This window comes from Micromonospora sp. CNB394 (genome assembly GCF_000374985.1).
Classification (GTDB): domain Bacteria; phylum Actinomycetota; class Actinomycetes; order Mycobacteriales; family Micromonosporaceae; genus Micromonospora; species Micromonospora marina.
Map to the genome: position 1 here is coordinate 1 of NZ_KB895852.1, position 13,184 is coordinate 13,184.

Genomic DNA, 13,184 nt, shown 5'->3' on the forward strand with positions numbered 1-13,184 from the left:
ACGAGGCCCAGCCCAACTTCTACTTCTGCGGCCCCGCCGCCGCCCGCAACGCCCTGTCCGTGCAGGGCAAGAACATCGACGTGCACGCCATGGCCCGCGAGATGGGCACCACCGAGGCCGGCACCGACAGCATCAACGACATCACCCCCGTGCTGAACAAGCAGACCGGCACCAACGACGCCTACAAGTCGATCGAGATCAGCACCCCCAAGGCCGACGACAAGCAGACCGACACCCTGCGCGCCGACGTGATCAAGACCGTCGACGCCGGCCGGGCCGTGGTCGCCAACATCGCCGGCACCGCCACCGACACCGACGGCACCACCCACTCCTTCGAAGGCGGCCACTACATCAGCGTCACCGGCTACCGCGACAACGGCGACACCGTCACCATCGCCGACAGCGCCGACCCGAACACCGCCACCTACCGCATGAGCATCGACAACCTCGCCGACTGGATCGCCACCCGCGGCTACAGCACCAGCTAAGCCACACCACCGCACCCATAGCTGCACAGCAAGAACACACACCGGCAGGGCCCGACCCCACCACGGGGTCGGGCCCTGCCGCGTGCGTCGTCGTCAGGACTCGGCGAGGACGGCCAGGATCGCCTCGCCGTACTTGGCGAGCTTGTTCTCGCCGACACCGTTGACCCGGGACAGCTCGGCCAGCGAGGCGGGTGTCTCGGCGGCGATCTGCCGCAGGGTCGCGTCGTGGAAGATGACGTACGCCGGGACGCCCTGCTCCTTGGCGGTGGCCGCGCGCCACGCGCGGAGCCGCTCGAAGACGGGCGCGGCGGCGGGGGCGAGGTCGGCGACCACAGTGGCCGCGCCCCGCGGCTTGGCGGACCGGCCGGCCGGACGCTCCGGCTCCTTGCGCAGCGTCACGGTACGGCGGCGCCCGAGCACGTCAGCGCTCGCCTCGGTCAGCGCCAGCGTGCCGTAGTCGCCCTCGACGGCGAGCAGCCCTTCGGCCAGCAGTTGCCGCACCACGCCACGCCACTCGGCCTCACGCAGTTCGGTGCCGATGCCGAACGTGCTGAGCGCGTCGTGGCCGTACTGGTCGATCTTGTCGGTGTGCTTGCCGAGCAGGATGTCGATGCTGTGCCCGGCGCCGAACCGCTGGTTGCGCTCGCGGTCGAGCCGGTAGACCGTGGACAGCAGCTTCTGCGCGGCGACGGTGCCGTCCCAGGACTCCGGCGGTTCGAGGCACGTGTCGCAGTTGCCGCAGTCGGCCACCCCGGTCTCGCCGAAGTATTCGAGCAGCTGGGCGCGGCGGCAGCGGACCGTCTCGCAGAGCGCGAGCATCGCGTCCAGGTGGGCGGCGAGGTTGCGCCGGTGCGCCAGGTCGCCCTCCGACGTCTCGATCATCTTGCGCTGCTGCACCACGTCCTGGAGCCCGTACGCCAGCCAGGCCGTGGACGGCAGCCCGTCGCGACCGGCGCGACCGGTCTCCTGGTAGTAGCCCTCCACCGACTTCGGCAGGTCGAGGTGGGCGACGAAGCGGACGTCGGGCTTGTCGATGCCCATGCCGAACGCGATGGTGGCGACCATGACCAGACCGTCCTCGCGCAGGAACCGCTGCTGGTTGGCGGCACGGGTCGCGGCGTCCAGCCCGGCGTGGTAGGGCAGCGCGGGGACGCCGTTGGCGACCAGGAACTCGGCGGTCTTCTCCACCGAGGCCCGGGACAGGCAGTAGACGATGCCTGCGTCGCCGGGGTGCTCGTCGCGCAGCAGGCTCAGCAGCTGACGGCGCGGCTCCCGCTTGGGGACGATGCGGTACTGGATGTTGGGCCGGTCGAAGCTGGCCACGAAGTGCCGGGCCTCGGTGAGCCGCAGCCGGGTGGCGATCTCGGTGCGCGTGGCCCGGGTCGCGGTGGCGGTCAGCGCGATCCGCGGCACGTCCGGCCAGCGCTCGTGCAGCATCGACAGGTTGAGGTAGTCGGGGCGGAAGTCGTGCCCCCACTGCGAGACGCAGTGCGCCTCGTCGATCGCGAACAGTGCGATCCGGCCGCGTTCCAGCAGGCCGAGCGTGGACCGCACGGCGAGCCCTTCCGGGGCGAGGTAGAGCAGATCCAGCTCACCGGCGAGGTAGGCCGCCTCGACCCGGCGGCGCTGCGCGGGGTCCTGGGTCGAGTTGAGGAACCCGGCCCGCACACCGACTGCGGTGAGCGCGTCGACCTGGTCCTGCATGAGCGCGATCAGCGGCGAGACGACCACCGCCACACCGTCGCGGACCAGTGCCGGGATCTGGTAGCACAGCGACTTGCCGCCACCGGTGGGCATGAGCACCAGCGCGTCGCCGCCGGCCACCACGTGCTCGACGACCTGCTGCTGGAAGCCGCGGAAGGAGTCGTACCCGAAGACCCGGCTCAGCACCTCGAGGGCGTCGCCGGCCGGTGGGGAGGTGGTCCGCTCGTCGGTGGGGGAGACCATCCGCGCAGTCTACGAGCGTCCCCCGACACCGCCCGACCCGGCGAGCCGTGGCGAGTGGGGCGACTTGTTCCGGTCGTCACCCCGTGGAATCCCCCGCCGGGTCGGAGCCGTTAGAGTCGCTGATTGACCATGCGCGGCCGACCGGCCGCGGCGCCACGGCTGGGGGTATCTGGTGAGCGAGGCGCGTACAGCGGGTGACCTGGGACGGACCGAGGGGCAGACAGGGCCGGCCGAGTCGGACACCTCCCTGGTGGTGGTGACCGGCCTGTCCGGCGGCGGGCGCAGCACCGTGGCCCGGGCGTTGGAGAACGTCGGCTACTACGTGGTCGACAACCTCCCGCAGGCGCTGCTGCTGGACATGGCCGAGCTGGCGTTCAAGGCCGGCGGGGCGGCCCGGCGTACGGCGATGGTGCTGGACGTGCGCTCGCGTGCGTTCTCCACCGACCTGGCCGGGGCGATCCGGGAGCTGCGCGAGCGCGGCTTCCAGCCCCGGGTGGTCTTCGTCGACGCCGACGACGAGGTGCTGATCCGCCGGTTCGAGAGCGTGCGCCGCTCGCACCCCTTGCAGGGCGACGGGCGGCTCGCCGACGGCATCGCGGTCGAGCGGACGCTGCTGGAGGAGGCCCGCGAGCAGGCCGACGTGATCATCGACACCAGCCACCTGAACGTGAACCAGCTCCGGCGCCGGGTCGAGGAACTGTTCGGCGGCGAGGACGCCCGCCGGCTGCGGATCACCGTGATCTCGTTCGGCTTCAAGTACGGCCTGCCGCCGGACGCCGACTTCGTGATGGACGCCCGCTTCCTGCCGAACCCGTACTGGGTGCCGGAGCTGCGCGAGCACACCGGCCGGGAGGAGGCGGTGAGCGCGTACGTGCTGGGCCAGGAGGGCGCCGACGCGTTCGTGGCCGGCTACGCCGACCTGGTCAACGCCACCACCGCCGGGTTCGAGCGGGAGGGCAAACGCTACCTGACCGTGGCGGTCGGCTGCACCGGCGGCAAGCACCGCAGCGTGGCCATCGCCGAGGAGCTGGCCGCCCGGCTGCGCCACTCCGGCATCGCCGCCAACGCCCAGCACCGGGACCTGGGGCGGGAGTGACCCCGACCAGGGTGGTCGCCTTCGGCGGCGGGCACGGGCTCTCGGCGTCGCTGCGGGCGCTGCGTCACTGCGTACCCGAACTGGACCTGGACATCACCGCGGTGGTCACCGTCGGTGACGACGGCGGCTCCAGCGGCCGGTTGCGCGCCGAGCGCGGCGGCCTGCCGCCGGGCGACCTGCGGCAGGCGCTGGTCGCGCTGGCCGGTGACCATCCGGCCACCCGGCGCAGCGCGGCGTTGTTCCAGCACCGCTTCCCCGCCGCCGGGCCGCAGCCGCCGACGCTCGCCGCGCCGGTCCCGATCGCGGTCGGCGACTCGCTCGCCGGCCACGCGGTCGGCAACCTGCTGCTGCACGGGCTCACCGAGCTGCTCGGCGACCCGGTGGCCGCGCTCGACCACGCCGGGGCGATGCTCGGCGCGGTGGGCCGGGTGCTGCCGATGTCCCGGCAGCCGGTGGGCATCGAGGCCCGGGTCCGTGGCGCCGACCCGGAGCACCCGGACGAGGTGTCCACGGTGCGCGGCCAGCACCAGGTCGCGGTCACCTCGGGCACCGTCGAGTCGCTGCGGCTCAACCCGTCCGCGCCGGCCGCGTGCGCCGAGGCGGTGACAGCGGTACGCGCCGCGGACTGGCTGATCTTCGGGCCCGGTAGCTGGTACACGAGCGTGCTGCCGCACCTGCTGGTGCCGGGCCTGGCCGACGCGATCGTGTCCAGCCCGGCGCGGCGGCTGGTGACGCTCAACCTGGTGGCCGAGAAGGAGACCTCGGGGCTCTCCCTGCCCGACCATCTGGACACACTGCGGCGCTATCTGCCCGAGCTGAAGGTGGACCGGGTGCTCGCCGACGCCACGGCGGTGGGTGATCCCGCGGCGGTCGAACGTGCGGCAGAATCGCTTGGTGCCCGGCTGGTCCTCGCTCCCGTCGCCGTTCTGGACGGCACGCCCCGTCATGATCCAGCCGCACTGGGCGCCGCGCTGGTGCCTGTCCTGCGCGCCGATCGTTAGACACGTACGTAATCACCGGCGACACGCCGGAACCGGTCCGTGAGGGGGCGCACTATGGCGATGACGGCTGCGGTCAAGGACGAGCTGAGTCGGGTCGACGTGCCCAAGCCCTGCTGTCGCCGGGCGGAGATGGCCGCCCTGCTGCGTTTCGCCGGCGGCCTGCACATCGTGTCGGGTCGCGTCGTGGTCGAGGCGGAGCTGGACACCGGCGCGGTGGCCCGCCGGCTGCGGCGGGAGATCGCCGAGGTCTACGGCTACCCGAGCGAGATCCACGTGCTCGCCTCCGGCGGGCTGCGCAAGGGCAGCCACTTCATCGTGCGGGTGGTCAAGGACGGCGAGGCGCTCGCCCGGCAGACCGGCCTGCTCGACGTGCGGGGCCGCCCGGTGCGCGGCCTGCCGCCGCACGTGGTGGCCGCGAACGTCTGCTGTGCCGTGTCGGCCTGGCGGGGCGCGTTCATGGCGCACGGTTCGCTCACCGAGCCGGGCCGCTCCAGCGCGCTGGAGATCACCTGCCCGGGCCCGGAGTCGGCGCTGGCGCTCGTCGGCGCCGCCCGGCGGATCGGCATCACCGCCAAGAACCGCGAGGTGCGCGGCGTGGACCGGGTGGTGGTCAAGGACGGTGACGCGATCGCCGCGCTGCTCACCCGCATCGGCGCGCACTCCAGCGTGCTGGCCTGGGAGGAGCGCCGGGTACGCCGGGAGGTGCGCGCGACAGCGAACCGGCTGGCCAACTTCGACGACGCCAACCTGCGCCGCTCGGCCCGCGCCGCGGTGGCCGCGGCGGCCCGGGTGACCCGCGCGCTGGAGATCCTCGCCGACGACGCCCCGAACCACCTGACCTCGGCCGGGCGGCTGCGCCTGGAGCACCGTCAGGCCTCGCTGGAGGAACTGGGCGCGCTCGCCGAGCCGCCGCTGACCAAGGACGCCATCGCCGGCCGGATCCGCCGGCTGCTCGCGCTGGCCGACAAGCGTGCCCGTGACCTGGGCATCCCGGATACGGAAGCGGCAGTCACGCCGGACATGCTCGTGGTCTGATAGGACTCGGGCGGCATCGCACCGCGAGCGGGATCACCACCCGCCGCAGCGCCACGCCGCGCGCTCGGATATGGTCGCTGCGTACGGCAAGGGGGCCGGAACAGGCGCTCCTCGCCGTGCTCACCGCCTCGGGCGGTCAGGTCTCCGTGACCGCGGCGGGGTGGCCGAGATGACATGTCGACGGCCGGCTCCAACGGTCGGCGCACACACCTCCGCCGGCCCCGGTCTGGCGCCGGCGGACCAGAACGCGAGGAGATGGGACCTGTGACCATCCGGGTTGGCATCAACGGCTTCGGCCGGATCGGCCGCAACTTCTTCCGGGCAGTGCTGGCGTCCGGCGCTGACATCGAGGTCGTGGCGGTCAACGACCTGACCGACAACGCGACGCTCGCCCACCTTGTCAAGTACGACAGCATCCTGGGTCGCCTCCCGCACGAGGTGAAGGCCAGCGCCGACGAGATCACCGTGGGTGGCAAGGCCATCAAGGTGTTCGAGGAGAAGGACCCCGGCAAGCTGCCGTGGGGCGACCTCGGCGTCGACGTCGTCATCGAGTCCACCGGGTTCTTCACCGACGGCACCAAGGCGAAGGCGCACCTCGACGGCGGGGCCAAGAAGGTCGTCATCTCCGCGCCGGCGAAGAACGAGGACGTCACAGTGGTCATGGGCGTCAACCAGGACCAGTACGACCCGGCCAAGCACAACATCATCTCGAACGCCTCCTGCACCACCAACTGCCTGGCCCCGATGGCCAAGGTCCTGCAGGACACGTTCGGCATCAAGCAGGGTCTGATGACCACCATCCACGCGTACACGCAGGACCAGAACCTGCAGGACGCGCCGCACTCCGACCTGCGCCGGGCCCGCGCCGCCGCGCTGAACATCGTGCCGACCTCGACCGGTGCCGCGAAGGCCATCGGCCTGGTCCTGCCGGAGCTCAAGGGCAAGCTGGACGGCTACGCGCTGCGCGTGCCGATCCCGACCGGCTCGGCCACCGACCTGACCGTCGAGGTCGGCCGGGAGACCACTGTGGACGAGGTGAACGCCGCGCTCAAGGCCGCCGCCGAGGGGCCGCTGCGGGGCATCCTCACCTACAACGAGGACCCGATCGTCTCCGCCGACATCGTGACCGACCCGGCGTCGTGCATCTTCGACGCGCCGCTGACCAAGGTGATCGGCAACCAGGTCAAGGTCGTCGGCTGGTACGACAACGAGTGGGGCTACTCGAACCGCCTGGTGGACCTGGTCAAGCTGGTGGGTCAGTCCCTGTGAGTGCGAGGAGCGAGCTTGCGCGCCCCGCAGTCACGAACGGAGGGCTAGCTCTGTGACGATCCGTAACCTCGACGACCTGCTCGCCGAGGGGGTGTCGGGTCGGCGCGTGCTGGTGCGCGCCGACCTGAACGTCCCGCTCGACAAGCAGTCCGGGGAGATCACCGACGACGGCCGGATCCGGGCCGTCCTGCCGACGCTGAGCGCGCTGGTGCAGGCCGGCGCGAAGGTGGTCGTCTGCTCGCACCTGGGCCGCCCGAAGGGCGCGCCGGACCCGCAGTTCAGCCTCCGCCCGGTCGCCGGGCGGCTCGGCGAGCTGCTCGGTGCCCCGGTCCACTTCGCCGAGGACACCGTCGGTGACTCGGCGCGGGCATGCGTGGCCGAGCTGGCCGACGGCCAGGTCGCGCTGCTGGAGAACCTGCGGTTCAACGCCGGTGAGACCAGCAAGGACGACGCGGAGCGGGGCGCGTTCGCCGACCAGCTCGCCGCGCTCGGCGACGCCTACGTGGACGACGCGTTCGGCGCGGTGCACCGCAAGCACGCCAGCGTGCACGACGTACCGGCCCGGCTGCCGCACGTCGCGGGCCGGCTGGTGCTGCGCGAGGTCGAGGTGCTCAGCCGTCTGACCGGCTCCCCGGAGCGGCCGTACGTGGTGGTGCTGGGTGGCTCCAAGGTCTCCGACAAGCTCGCCGTGATCGAGGCACTGCTGCCGACCGTCGACCGGCTGCTCATCGGCGGCGGGATGTGCTTCACCTTCCTCAAGGCCCAGGGCCACGAGGTGGGCACGTCGCTGCTGGAGAAGGACATGGTCGAGACCTGCCGCAACCTGATGGAGCGCGCGCCGGGCAAGATCATGCTCCCGGTCGACGTGGTGGCCGCCGACGCGTTCGCGCCTGACGCCGCGCACGACACCGTGCCCGCCGACGGCATCCCCAGCCACCGCCTGGGCCTGGACATCGGCCCGGAGACGGTGGCCGGTTTCGCCGCCGCGCTGTCGCAGGCGAAGACCGTCTTCTGGAACGGCCCGATGGGCGTGTTCGAGATGGCGGCGTTCGCCAACGGCACCCGGGGCGTGGCCGAGGCGATCACCAAGGCCGACGCGTTCAGCGTGGTCGGCGGCGGCGACTCGGCCGCGGCGGTGCGCGCGCTGGGCCTCGACGAGTCCTCGTTCGGGCACATCTCCACCGGTGGTGGCGCCTCCCTGGAATACCTGGAGGGCAAGACCCTCCCCGGCATCGCGGCCCTGGAGAACTGAATGGCGAGCACGACCCGCCGGCCGCTGATGGCCGGCAACTGGAAGATGAACCTGAACCACCTCGAGGCCAACCTGCTGGTGCAGAAGCTGGCCGCGAGCCTGAACGAGAAGCAGCTCACCGACGTCGAGTGCGTGGTGCTGCCGCCCTTCACCGACCTGCGTACCGTGCAGACCGCCGTGGACGGCGACAAGCTGCTGATCGGCTACGGCGCGCAGGACCTGTCGCCGCACCCGTCGGGCGCGTACACCGGTGACATCGCCGGCCCGATGCTCGCCAAGCTGGGCTGCGGCTATGTGGTGGTCGGCCACTCCGAGCGGCGGCAGTACCACCAGGAGGACGACGCCCTCGTCAACGCGAAGGTGTCGGCGGCGCTGGCCAACGGGCTCACCCCGATCCTCTGCATCGGCGAGGGCCTGGAGGTCCGGGAGCAGTCGGGTCAGGTGCGGCACTGCTGCGACCAGCTCGACGGCGCGCTGAAGGGGCTCACCGCCGAGCAGGTCACCAAGGTCGTCGTGGCGTACGAGCCGGTCTGGGCGATCGGCACCGGCAAGACGGCGACCCCGGAGGACGCCCAGGAGGTCTGCGGCGCGGTGCGCAAGCGCATCGCCGAGACCTACGACGAGGGCACCGCCGAGCAGGTCCGGATCCTCTACGGCGGGTCGGTCAAGGCGTCGAACGTCGCCGCGATCATGGCGCAGCCGGACGTGGACGGGGCTCTGGTCGGGGGCGCCAGCCTGGACGCGGAGGAGTTCGCGCAGATCTGCCGGTTCCCGGAGCACATCGCCCGCTGATCGCTCGCTATCCTTGACGCTGCCCGTCCACCGGTCGGTGCCGCAGTGCCCGACAGGTCCGGGCAGTGATCGCAACGAGAGGACTGACCCCCGCCATGCCGATCTGGTTCGCCTACACGATGATCACGTTGCTGGTCATCACGAGCGTGCTGCTCGTTCTGCTGATCCTCCTGCACCGCGGCAAGGGCGGCGGGTTGTCGAGCATGTTCGGCGGCGGCGTCAGCTCCAGCCTGGCCGGTTCCTCGGTGGCCGAGAAGAATCTCGACCGCTACACCGTTCTGGTGGGAATCGTCTGGTTCGCCTGCATCGTCGGCCTCGGTCTCTGGCTGCGGCTGCAGATGGCCAGCGGCACCTGAGTCGGCGCTGAGAAGCGTACAATCTGCGCGCGGTCCGTCACGGACCGCGCGCAGTTTTGTTTCTCCGCACGTCGCCCGCCGCCCACCCCCTCCGGCGGCGGTCCCCTCCGACGACAGGGAGCGAGCAACCGTGCCCAGCAACAACGTCATCCGCGGTACCCGGATCGGGTCCGCCCCCGAGCGGTTCGACCAGCGGGTCGAGCCCGCGCCGCGCCGACCGGTCGTCTACTGGTGCCGCCACGGGCACCGGGTCGAGTTCCTGATCGCCGCCGAGGCGGAGACGCCCGCCACCTGGGAGTGCCCCCGCTGTGGCGAGCCGGCCGGCCCCGACCCGGGCGACCCGCCGGGCCGCCAGCGCGCCGAGCCGTACAAGACCCACCTGGCGTACGTGCAGGAGCGGCGTACCCCGGAGGAGGGGGAGGCGCTGCTCGCCGAGGCCCTCGACGCGCTGCGGCGGCGTCGCGGCCGCGCCTGAGCCGAGGTGTTAAGAAGGGGCCCCTTCTCTACCGGAGACGTTAAGAAGGGGCCCTTCCTTACCGCTCAGCGGAGGCTGCGCAGGCGCGGCGGCACGTTCGCCGCCGCGGCCCGGTCGAGGAGCCAGAGGGTACGGGAGACGCCACCCACCCCGGCGGCCGGCACCTGGACCGGCCCGGCCCCGGCCAGCGCCATGCCCACCGCCCGGACCTTGTCCGCCCCGGCGGCGATCAGCCAGACCTCCTCGGCCGTGTTGATCGTCGGCAGCGTCAGCGTGGTCCGCACCGGCGGCGGCTTCGGGCTGCCCCGCACCGCGCTGACCGGCCGGTTGTCGTGGTGCACCGGATGCTCCGGGAACACCGACGCCACGTGGCCGTCCTCGCCGACGCCGAGCATCAGCACGTCGAAGTGCGGCACGATCGCGTTCCCGGGCCGGGCGGCTGCGGCCAACTCCCGCGCGTACCGGGCGGCAGCCGCCTCCGGGTCGTCACCCGCCGGGCCGTCCGACGCCGGCATCGGGTGCACCCGGGCCGGGTCCAGCGGCACCGTGTCCAGCAGCGCCACCCGCGCCTGCGACTCGTTGCGTTCCGGGTCGCCGGCGGGCAGGAACCGCTCGTCGCCCCACCACACGTCGACCCGGGACCAGTCGACGGCGTCCCGGGCGGGCAACTGCCCGACCGCCCGGTACACCGCCGCGGCGATCCGCCCGCCGGTCAGCACCACCGACGCCTGGCCGCGCTCGGCCTGCGCGTCGAGCAGCTTCACCACCAACCGGGCCGCCACCGCCTGCGCCAGCAGGTCGGGGTCGGCGTGTACGGCGACACTCGCCTCAGTCATCCGTCATGCCCTCGTGTTTCTGTGCTTCCGGCCGCCCGGTCCGGGCGGTCACTCGTTGGCGGTCGCGCCCGCATGCGCGGTCACGCCGGCCTCGGCCCGCTGGGCGGTCGCCGGATCCTTCCACACGTGCACCCGCTGGGCCGGACGCTGGTCGAGGCCGGTGATCCCGGCTGCGGCGCCGAGCGCCTCCGCGTACACCTGGTCGGCGTCGAGGCGGCGCAGCTCCTCGGCCAGCTCGTCGCCGAGCGGCCGGCGCACCAGCGGCAGCGTGCGGTCCGCCTGCCCGGTACGCCGGAACACCGCGATGCTGTCGTCCCGGGTGAGTGTCAGCTCGTCGCCGTTGGCGCAGCGCAACTGCACCTGGCGCATCCGCGGGAACTCGTCGGTGGCGGTCGGTACCGGCTCGATGCCGAGCCGGGCCTTCAGCCAGCCGCGCATCAGCGCCGCCGTCGGGTCCGACGGGGGCGCCACCACGCTCGCCTCGACGACCCGGGCCTGGGTGGTGTCGAACGCGCCCGCCACGAGCGTGCGCCACGGGGTGATCCGGGTCCACGCCAGGTCGGTGTCGCCCGGTGCGTAGTCGCGGGCCCGCTGCCGCAGCGCGGCGATCGGGTCGGCGGCCTGAGCCGAGTCGGTGATCCGCCGGTCCGCCACCACGCCGAGGAAGTCGGTGGAGATCTCCTCCGGCGGCTCGCCGTGCCACCACGTCACCACCGGCACGTCCGGCACCAGCAGCGGCATCACCACCGACTCGGCGTGCAGCGCGAGCCGCCCGTACATCCGCGTCACCACCGCCTCGCACGGCCCGAGCCGGCCGCCCACGACGATCTCCGCGTCCAGCCGGTTGCGGTCGCGCTCCACGTCGGAGCGGACCACCACGAGCAGCCGGCACGGGTGCGCCGCCGCGGCGATGGTGGCCGCCGCCTCGGCCTCGCGTACCCGCTTCTCGTCCACCACCACGATCAGCGTGAGCGCCATGCCACTGGCCACCCCGCCCGCGCTGCGCCGCTCCGCGGCCAGCGCCTTGACCACCTCGTTGCCGGTGGTGTCCCACAGCCCGATCAATGGAGCCTCCTGGTTCGCTCGCAGTGCTCGCTCACGCTCTCCGCCAAGCCCGGCCCTCGCGGGCCAACATCTCGTCGGCGGCCCGGGGCCCCCACTCACCGGCCCGGTACGGCTCCGGGGTCGTGCCCTCCCAGGCGTGCTCCAGCGGGTCGACGACCTGCCAGCTCTGCTCCACCTCGGCGGCGTCCGGGAACAGCGTCCGGTCGCCGATCAGCACGTCCAGCACCAGCCGCTCGTACGCTTCGGGGCTGGACTCGGTGAACGCCTCGCCGTACTGGAAGTCCATCGCGATGTCGCGGACCTCCATCGTGGTGCCCGGCACCTTGGAGCCGAACTTCAGCACCACGCCCTCGTCCGGCTGCACCCGGATGACGAGCTGGTTGGGGCCGAGGGACTCCATGTCGGCGGCGTTGAACGGCAGGTGCGGCGCCTTCTTGAACATGATGGCCACCTCGGTGACCCGCCGGGGCAGCCGCTTGCCGGCCCGGATGTAGAACGGCACCCCGGCCCAGCGGCGGTTCTGGATGCCCAACTTAACCGCCACGTACGTCTCGGTGGTGGAGCCCTCCGGGACGCCCTCCTCCTCCAGGTAGCCCTTGGCGCGCTCGCCGCCCACCCAGCCGGGCAGGTACTGGCCGCGCACGGTGTCCTCGGAGACGTCCCGCGGCACGGTGATCGCCTTGAGCACCTTGAGCTTCTCGGCCCGGATCTCGTCGGCGTCGAAGCTCGTCGGCTCCTCCATCGCGACCAGGGCGAGCAACTGGAGCAGGTGGTTCTGCAGCACGTCACGGGCGGTGCCGACGGAGTCGTAGAAGGCCGCCCGGGTGCCGATGCCGACGTCCTCGGCCATGGTGATCTGCACCGAGTCGACGTACGTGGAGTTCCACAGCGGCTCGAACAGGTTGTTCGCGAAGCGCAGCGCCAGGATGTTCTGGACCGTCTCCTTGCCCAGGTAGTGGTCGATCCGGAACACGTCCTGACGGGTGAAGACGTCGTCGACCAGGTCGTTGAGCGCCTTGGCCGAGGGCAGGTCGTTGCCGAAGGGCTTCTCCACCACGACCCGCCGCCAGCCGCCGGACTTGGCGTTGTCCGCCATGCCGGTGCGGGCCAGTTGCTTGAGCACCACCGGGAAGGCCGCCGGGGGGATGGAGAAGTAGAAGGCGGCGTTGCCGGGGATACCGTGCGTGTCGCGCAGCTCGTCGAGCGTGGCGGCGAGATGGTCGAACGCCGCGTCGTCGTCGAACGAGCCGCCGACGAACTTGATGTTGCCGGCGAGCCGGGCCCACACCTCCTCCCGCCACGGGGTACGGGCGTGCTTCTTGGCCGCGTCGTGCGCCACCGACTCGAAGTCGCCGTCGCCCCAGTCGCGCCGGGCGAAGCCCAGGACCACGAAACCGGGCGGCAGGAGACCCCGGTTGGCCAGGTCGTAGACCGCCGGCAGCAGCTTCTTGCGGGCCAGGTCGCCCGTCACCCCGAAGATCACCAGGGCACACGGCTCGGGGATCCGGGGCAGCCGCCGGTCCTGCGGATCGCGCAGCGGGTTCACCGGGCCACCTCCTCCTGCGTCTCGGT

General features: G+C 72.3%; 13 protein-coding genes. 9 read left to right on the plus strand and 4 right to left on the minus strand.

Features of this window, described 5'->3' with window-relative positions; genetic code table 11:
• The coding region (locus C569_RS0123585) for a C39 family peptidase (protein WP_018788209.1) at positions 1-488 on the plus strand (488 nt) is incomplete at its 5' end.
• A 93-nt stretch (positions 489-581) separates the two neighbouring features.
• Here the strand turns inward: C569_RS0123585 and recQ are convergent.
• Positions 582-2,435: a DNA helicase RecQ gene (gene recQ / locus C569_RS0123590; protein WP_018788210.1), complete on the minus strand. Its 1,854-nt coding sequence runs from the start codon at positions 2,433-2,435 to the stop codon at positions 582-584.
• A 199-nt stretch (positions 2,436-2,634) separates the two neighbouring features.
• Here recQ and rapZ point away from each other — a divergent pair, with 199 nt between their 5' ends.
• The 8 genes from rapZ to C569_RS0123630 all read left to right on the plus strand — a co-directional run bounded on the left by rapZ (position 2,635) and on the right by C569_RS0123630 (position 9,711).
• Positions 2,635-3,531 carry an RNase adapter RapZ gene (gene rapZ, locus C569_RS0123595; protein ID WP_026268565.1) on the plus strand — a complete coding sequence of 299 codons (897 nt, stop codon included), beginning with the start codon at positions 2,635-2,637 and terminating at the stop codon, positions 3,529-3,531.
• Positions 3,528-4,532 (plus strand): uridine diphosphate-N-acetylglucosamine-binding protein YvcK, encoded by a 1,005-nt coding sequence (gene yvcK, locus C569_RS0123600; protein WP_018788212.1) that lies wholly within the window; start codon positions 3,528-3,530, stop codon positions 4,530-4,532. The genes rapZ and yvcK overlap by 4 nt, the downstream gene beginning before the upstream one ends.
• Positions 4,533-4,586: 54 nt before the next feature.
• Complete coding sequence (whiA, locus tag C569_RS0123605) at positions 4,587-5,567, plus strand: DNA-binding protein WhiA (RefSeq protein WP_018788213.1); 981 nt, start codon at positions 4,587-4,589, stop codon at positions 5,565-5,567.
• Between the two features lie 264 nt (positions 5,568-5,831).
• Positions 5,832-6,836 (plus strand): type I glyceraldehyde-3-phosphate dehydrogenase, encoded by a 1,005-nt coding sequence (gene gap, locus C569_RS0123610; RefSeq protein ID WP_018788214.1) that lies wholly within the window; start codon positions 5,832-5,834, stop codon positions 6,834-6,836.
• A gap of 52 nt (positions 6,837-6,888) precedes the next feature.
• Positions 6,889-8,088: a phosphoglycerate kinase gene (pgk, locus tag C569_RS0123615; RefSeq protein ID WP_018788215.1), complete on the plus strand. Its 1,200-nt coding sequence runs from the start codon at positions 6,889-6,891 to the stop codon at positions 8,086-8,088.
• Positions 8,089-8,880 carry a triose-phosphate isomerase gene (gene tpiA / locus C569_RS0123620; RefSeq protein WP_018788216.1) on the plus strand — a complete coding sequence of 264 codons (792 nt, stop codon included), beginning with the start codon at positions 8,089-8,091 and terminating at the stop codon, positions 8,878-8,880.
• Positions 8,881-8,975: 95 nt separating this feature from the next.
• Complete coding sequence (secG, locus tag C569_RS0123625) at positions 8,976-9,236, plus strand: preprotein translocase subunit SecG (protein WP_018788217.1); 261 nt, start codon at positions 8,976-8,978, stop codon at positions 9,234-9,236.
• Between the two features lie 130 nt (positions 9,237-9,366).
• On the plus strand, positions 9,367-9,711 hold the full coding sequence (locus tag C569_RS0123630; RefSeq protein ID WP_018788218.1) for an RNA polymerase-binding protein RbpA: 345 nt from the start codon (positions 9,367-9,369) through the stop codon (positions 9,709-9,711).
• 65 nt (positions 9,712-9,776) lie between these two features.
• On the opposite strand, the gene pgl is transcribed toward C569_RS0123630, so the two are convergent.
• From pgl to zwf, 3 genes are read right to left on the minus strand one after another with little or no spacing between them, the layout of a single operon-like run.
• On the minus strand, positions 9,777-10,547 hold the full coding sequence (gene pgl / locus C569_RS0123635) for a 6-phosphogluconolactonase (protein ID WP_018788219.1): 771 nt from the start codon (positions 10,545-10,547) through the stop codon (positions 9,777-9,779).
• Between the two features lie 48 nt (positions 10,548-10,595).
• Positions 10,596-11,612 (minus strand): glucose-6-phosphate dehydrogenase assembly protein OpcA, encoded by a 1,017-nt coding sequence (locus C569_RS0123640; protein ID WP_018788220.1) that lies wholly within the window; start codon positions 11,610-11,612, stop codon positions 10,596-10,598.
• A gap of 31 nt (positions 11,613-11,643) precedes the next feature.
• A complete protein-coding gene (gene zwf, locus C569_RS0123645) occupies positions 11,644-13,158 on the minus strand; it encodes a glucose-6-phosphate dehydrogenase (protein ID WP_018788221.1) in 1,515 nt (504 codons plus the stop codon).
• Between the last annotated feature and the right edge of the window lie 26 nt (positions 13,159-13,184).

Bases quoted from the DNA above. Each gene is read 5' to 3' on its own strand.
- recQ (WP_018788210.1), bottom strand. From the start codon at position 2,435: ATGGTCTCCCCCACCGACGAGCGGACCACCTCCCCACCGGCCGGCGAC.
- whiA (WP_018788213.1), top strand. From the start codon at position 4,587: ATGGCGATGACGGCTGCGGTCAAGGACGAGCTGAGTCGGGTCGACGTG.
- tpiA (WP_018788216.1), top strand. From the start codon at position 8,089: ATGGCGAGCACGACCCGCCGGCCGCTGATGGCCGGCAACTGGAAGATG.
- secG (WP_018788217.1), top strand. From the start codon at position 8,976: ATGCCGATCTGGTTCGCCTACACGATGATCACGTTGCTGGTCATCACG.
- pgl (WP_018788219.1), bottom strand. From the start codon at position 10,547: ATGACTGAGGCGAGTGTCGCCGTACACGCCGACCCCGACCTGCTGGCG.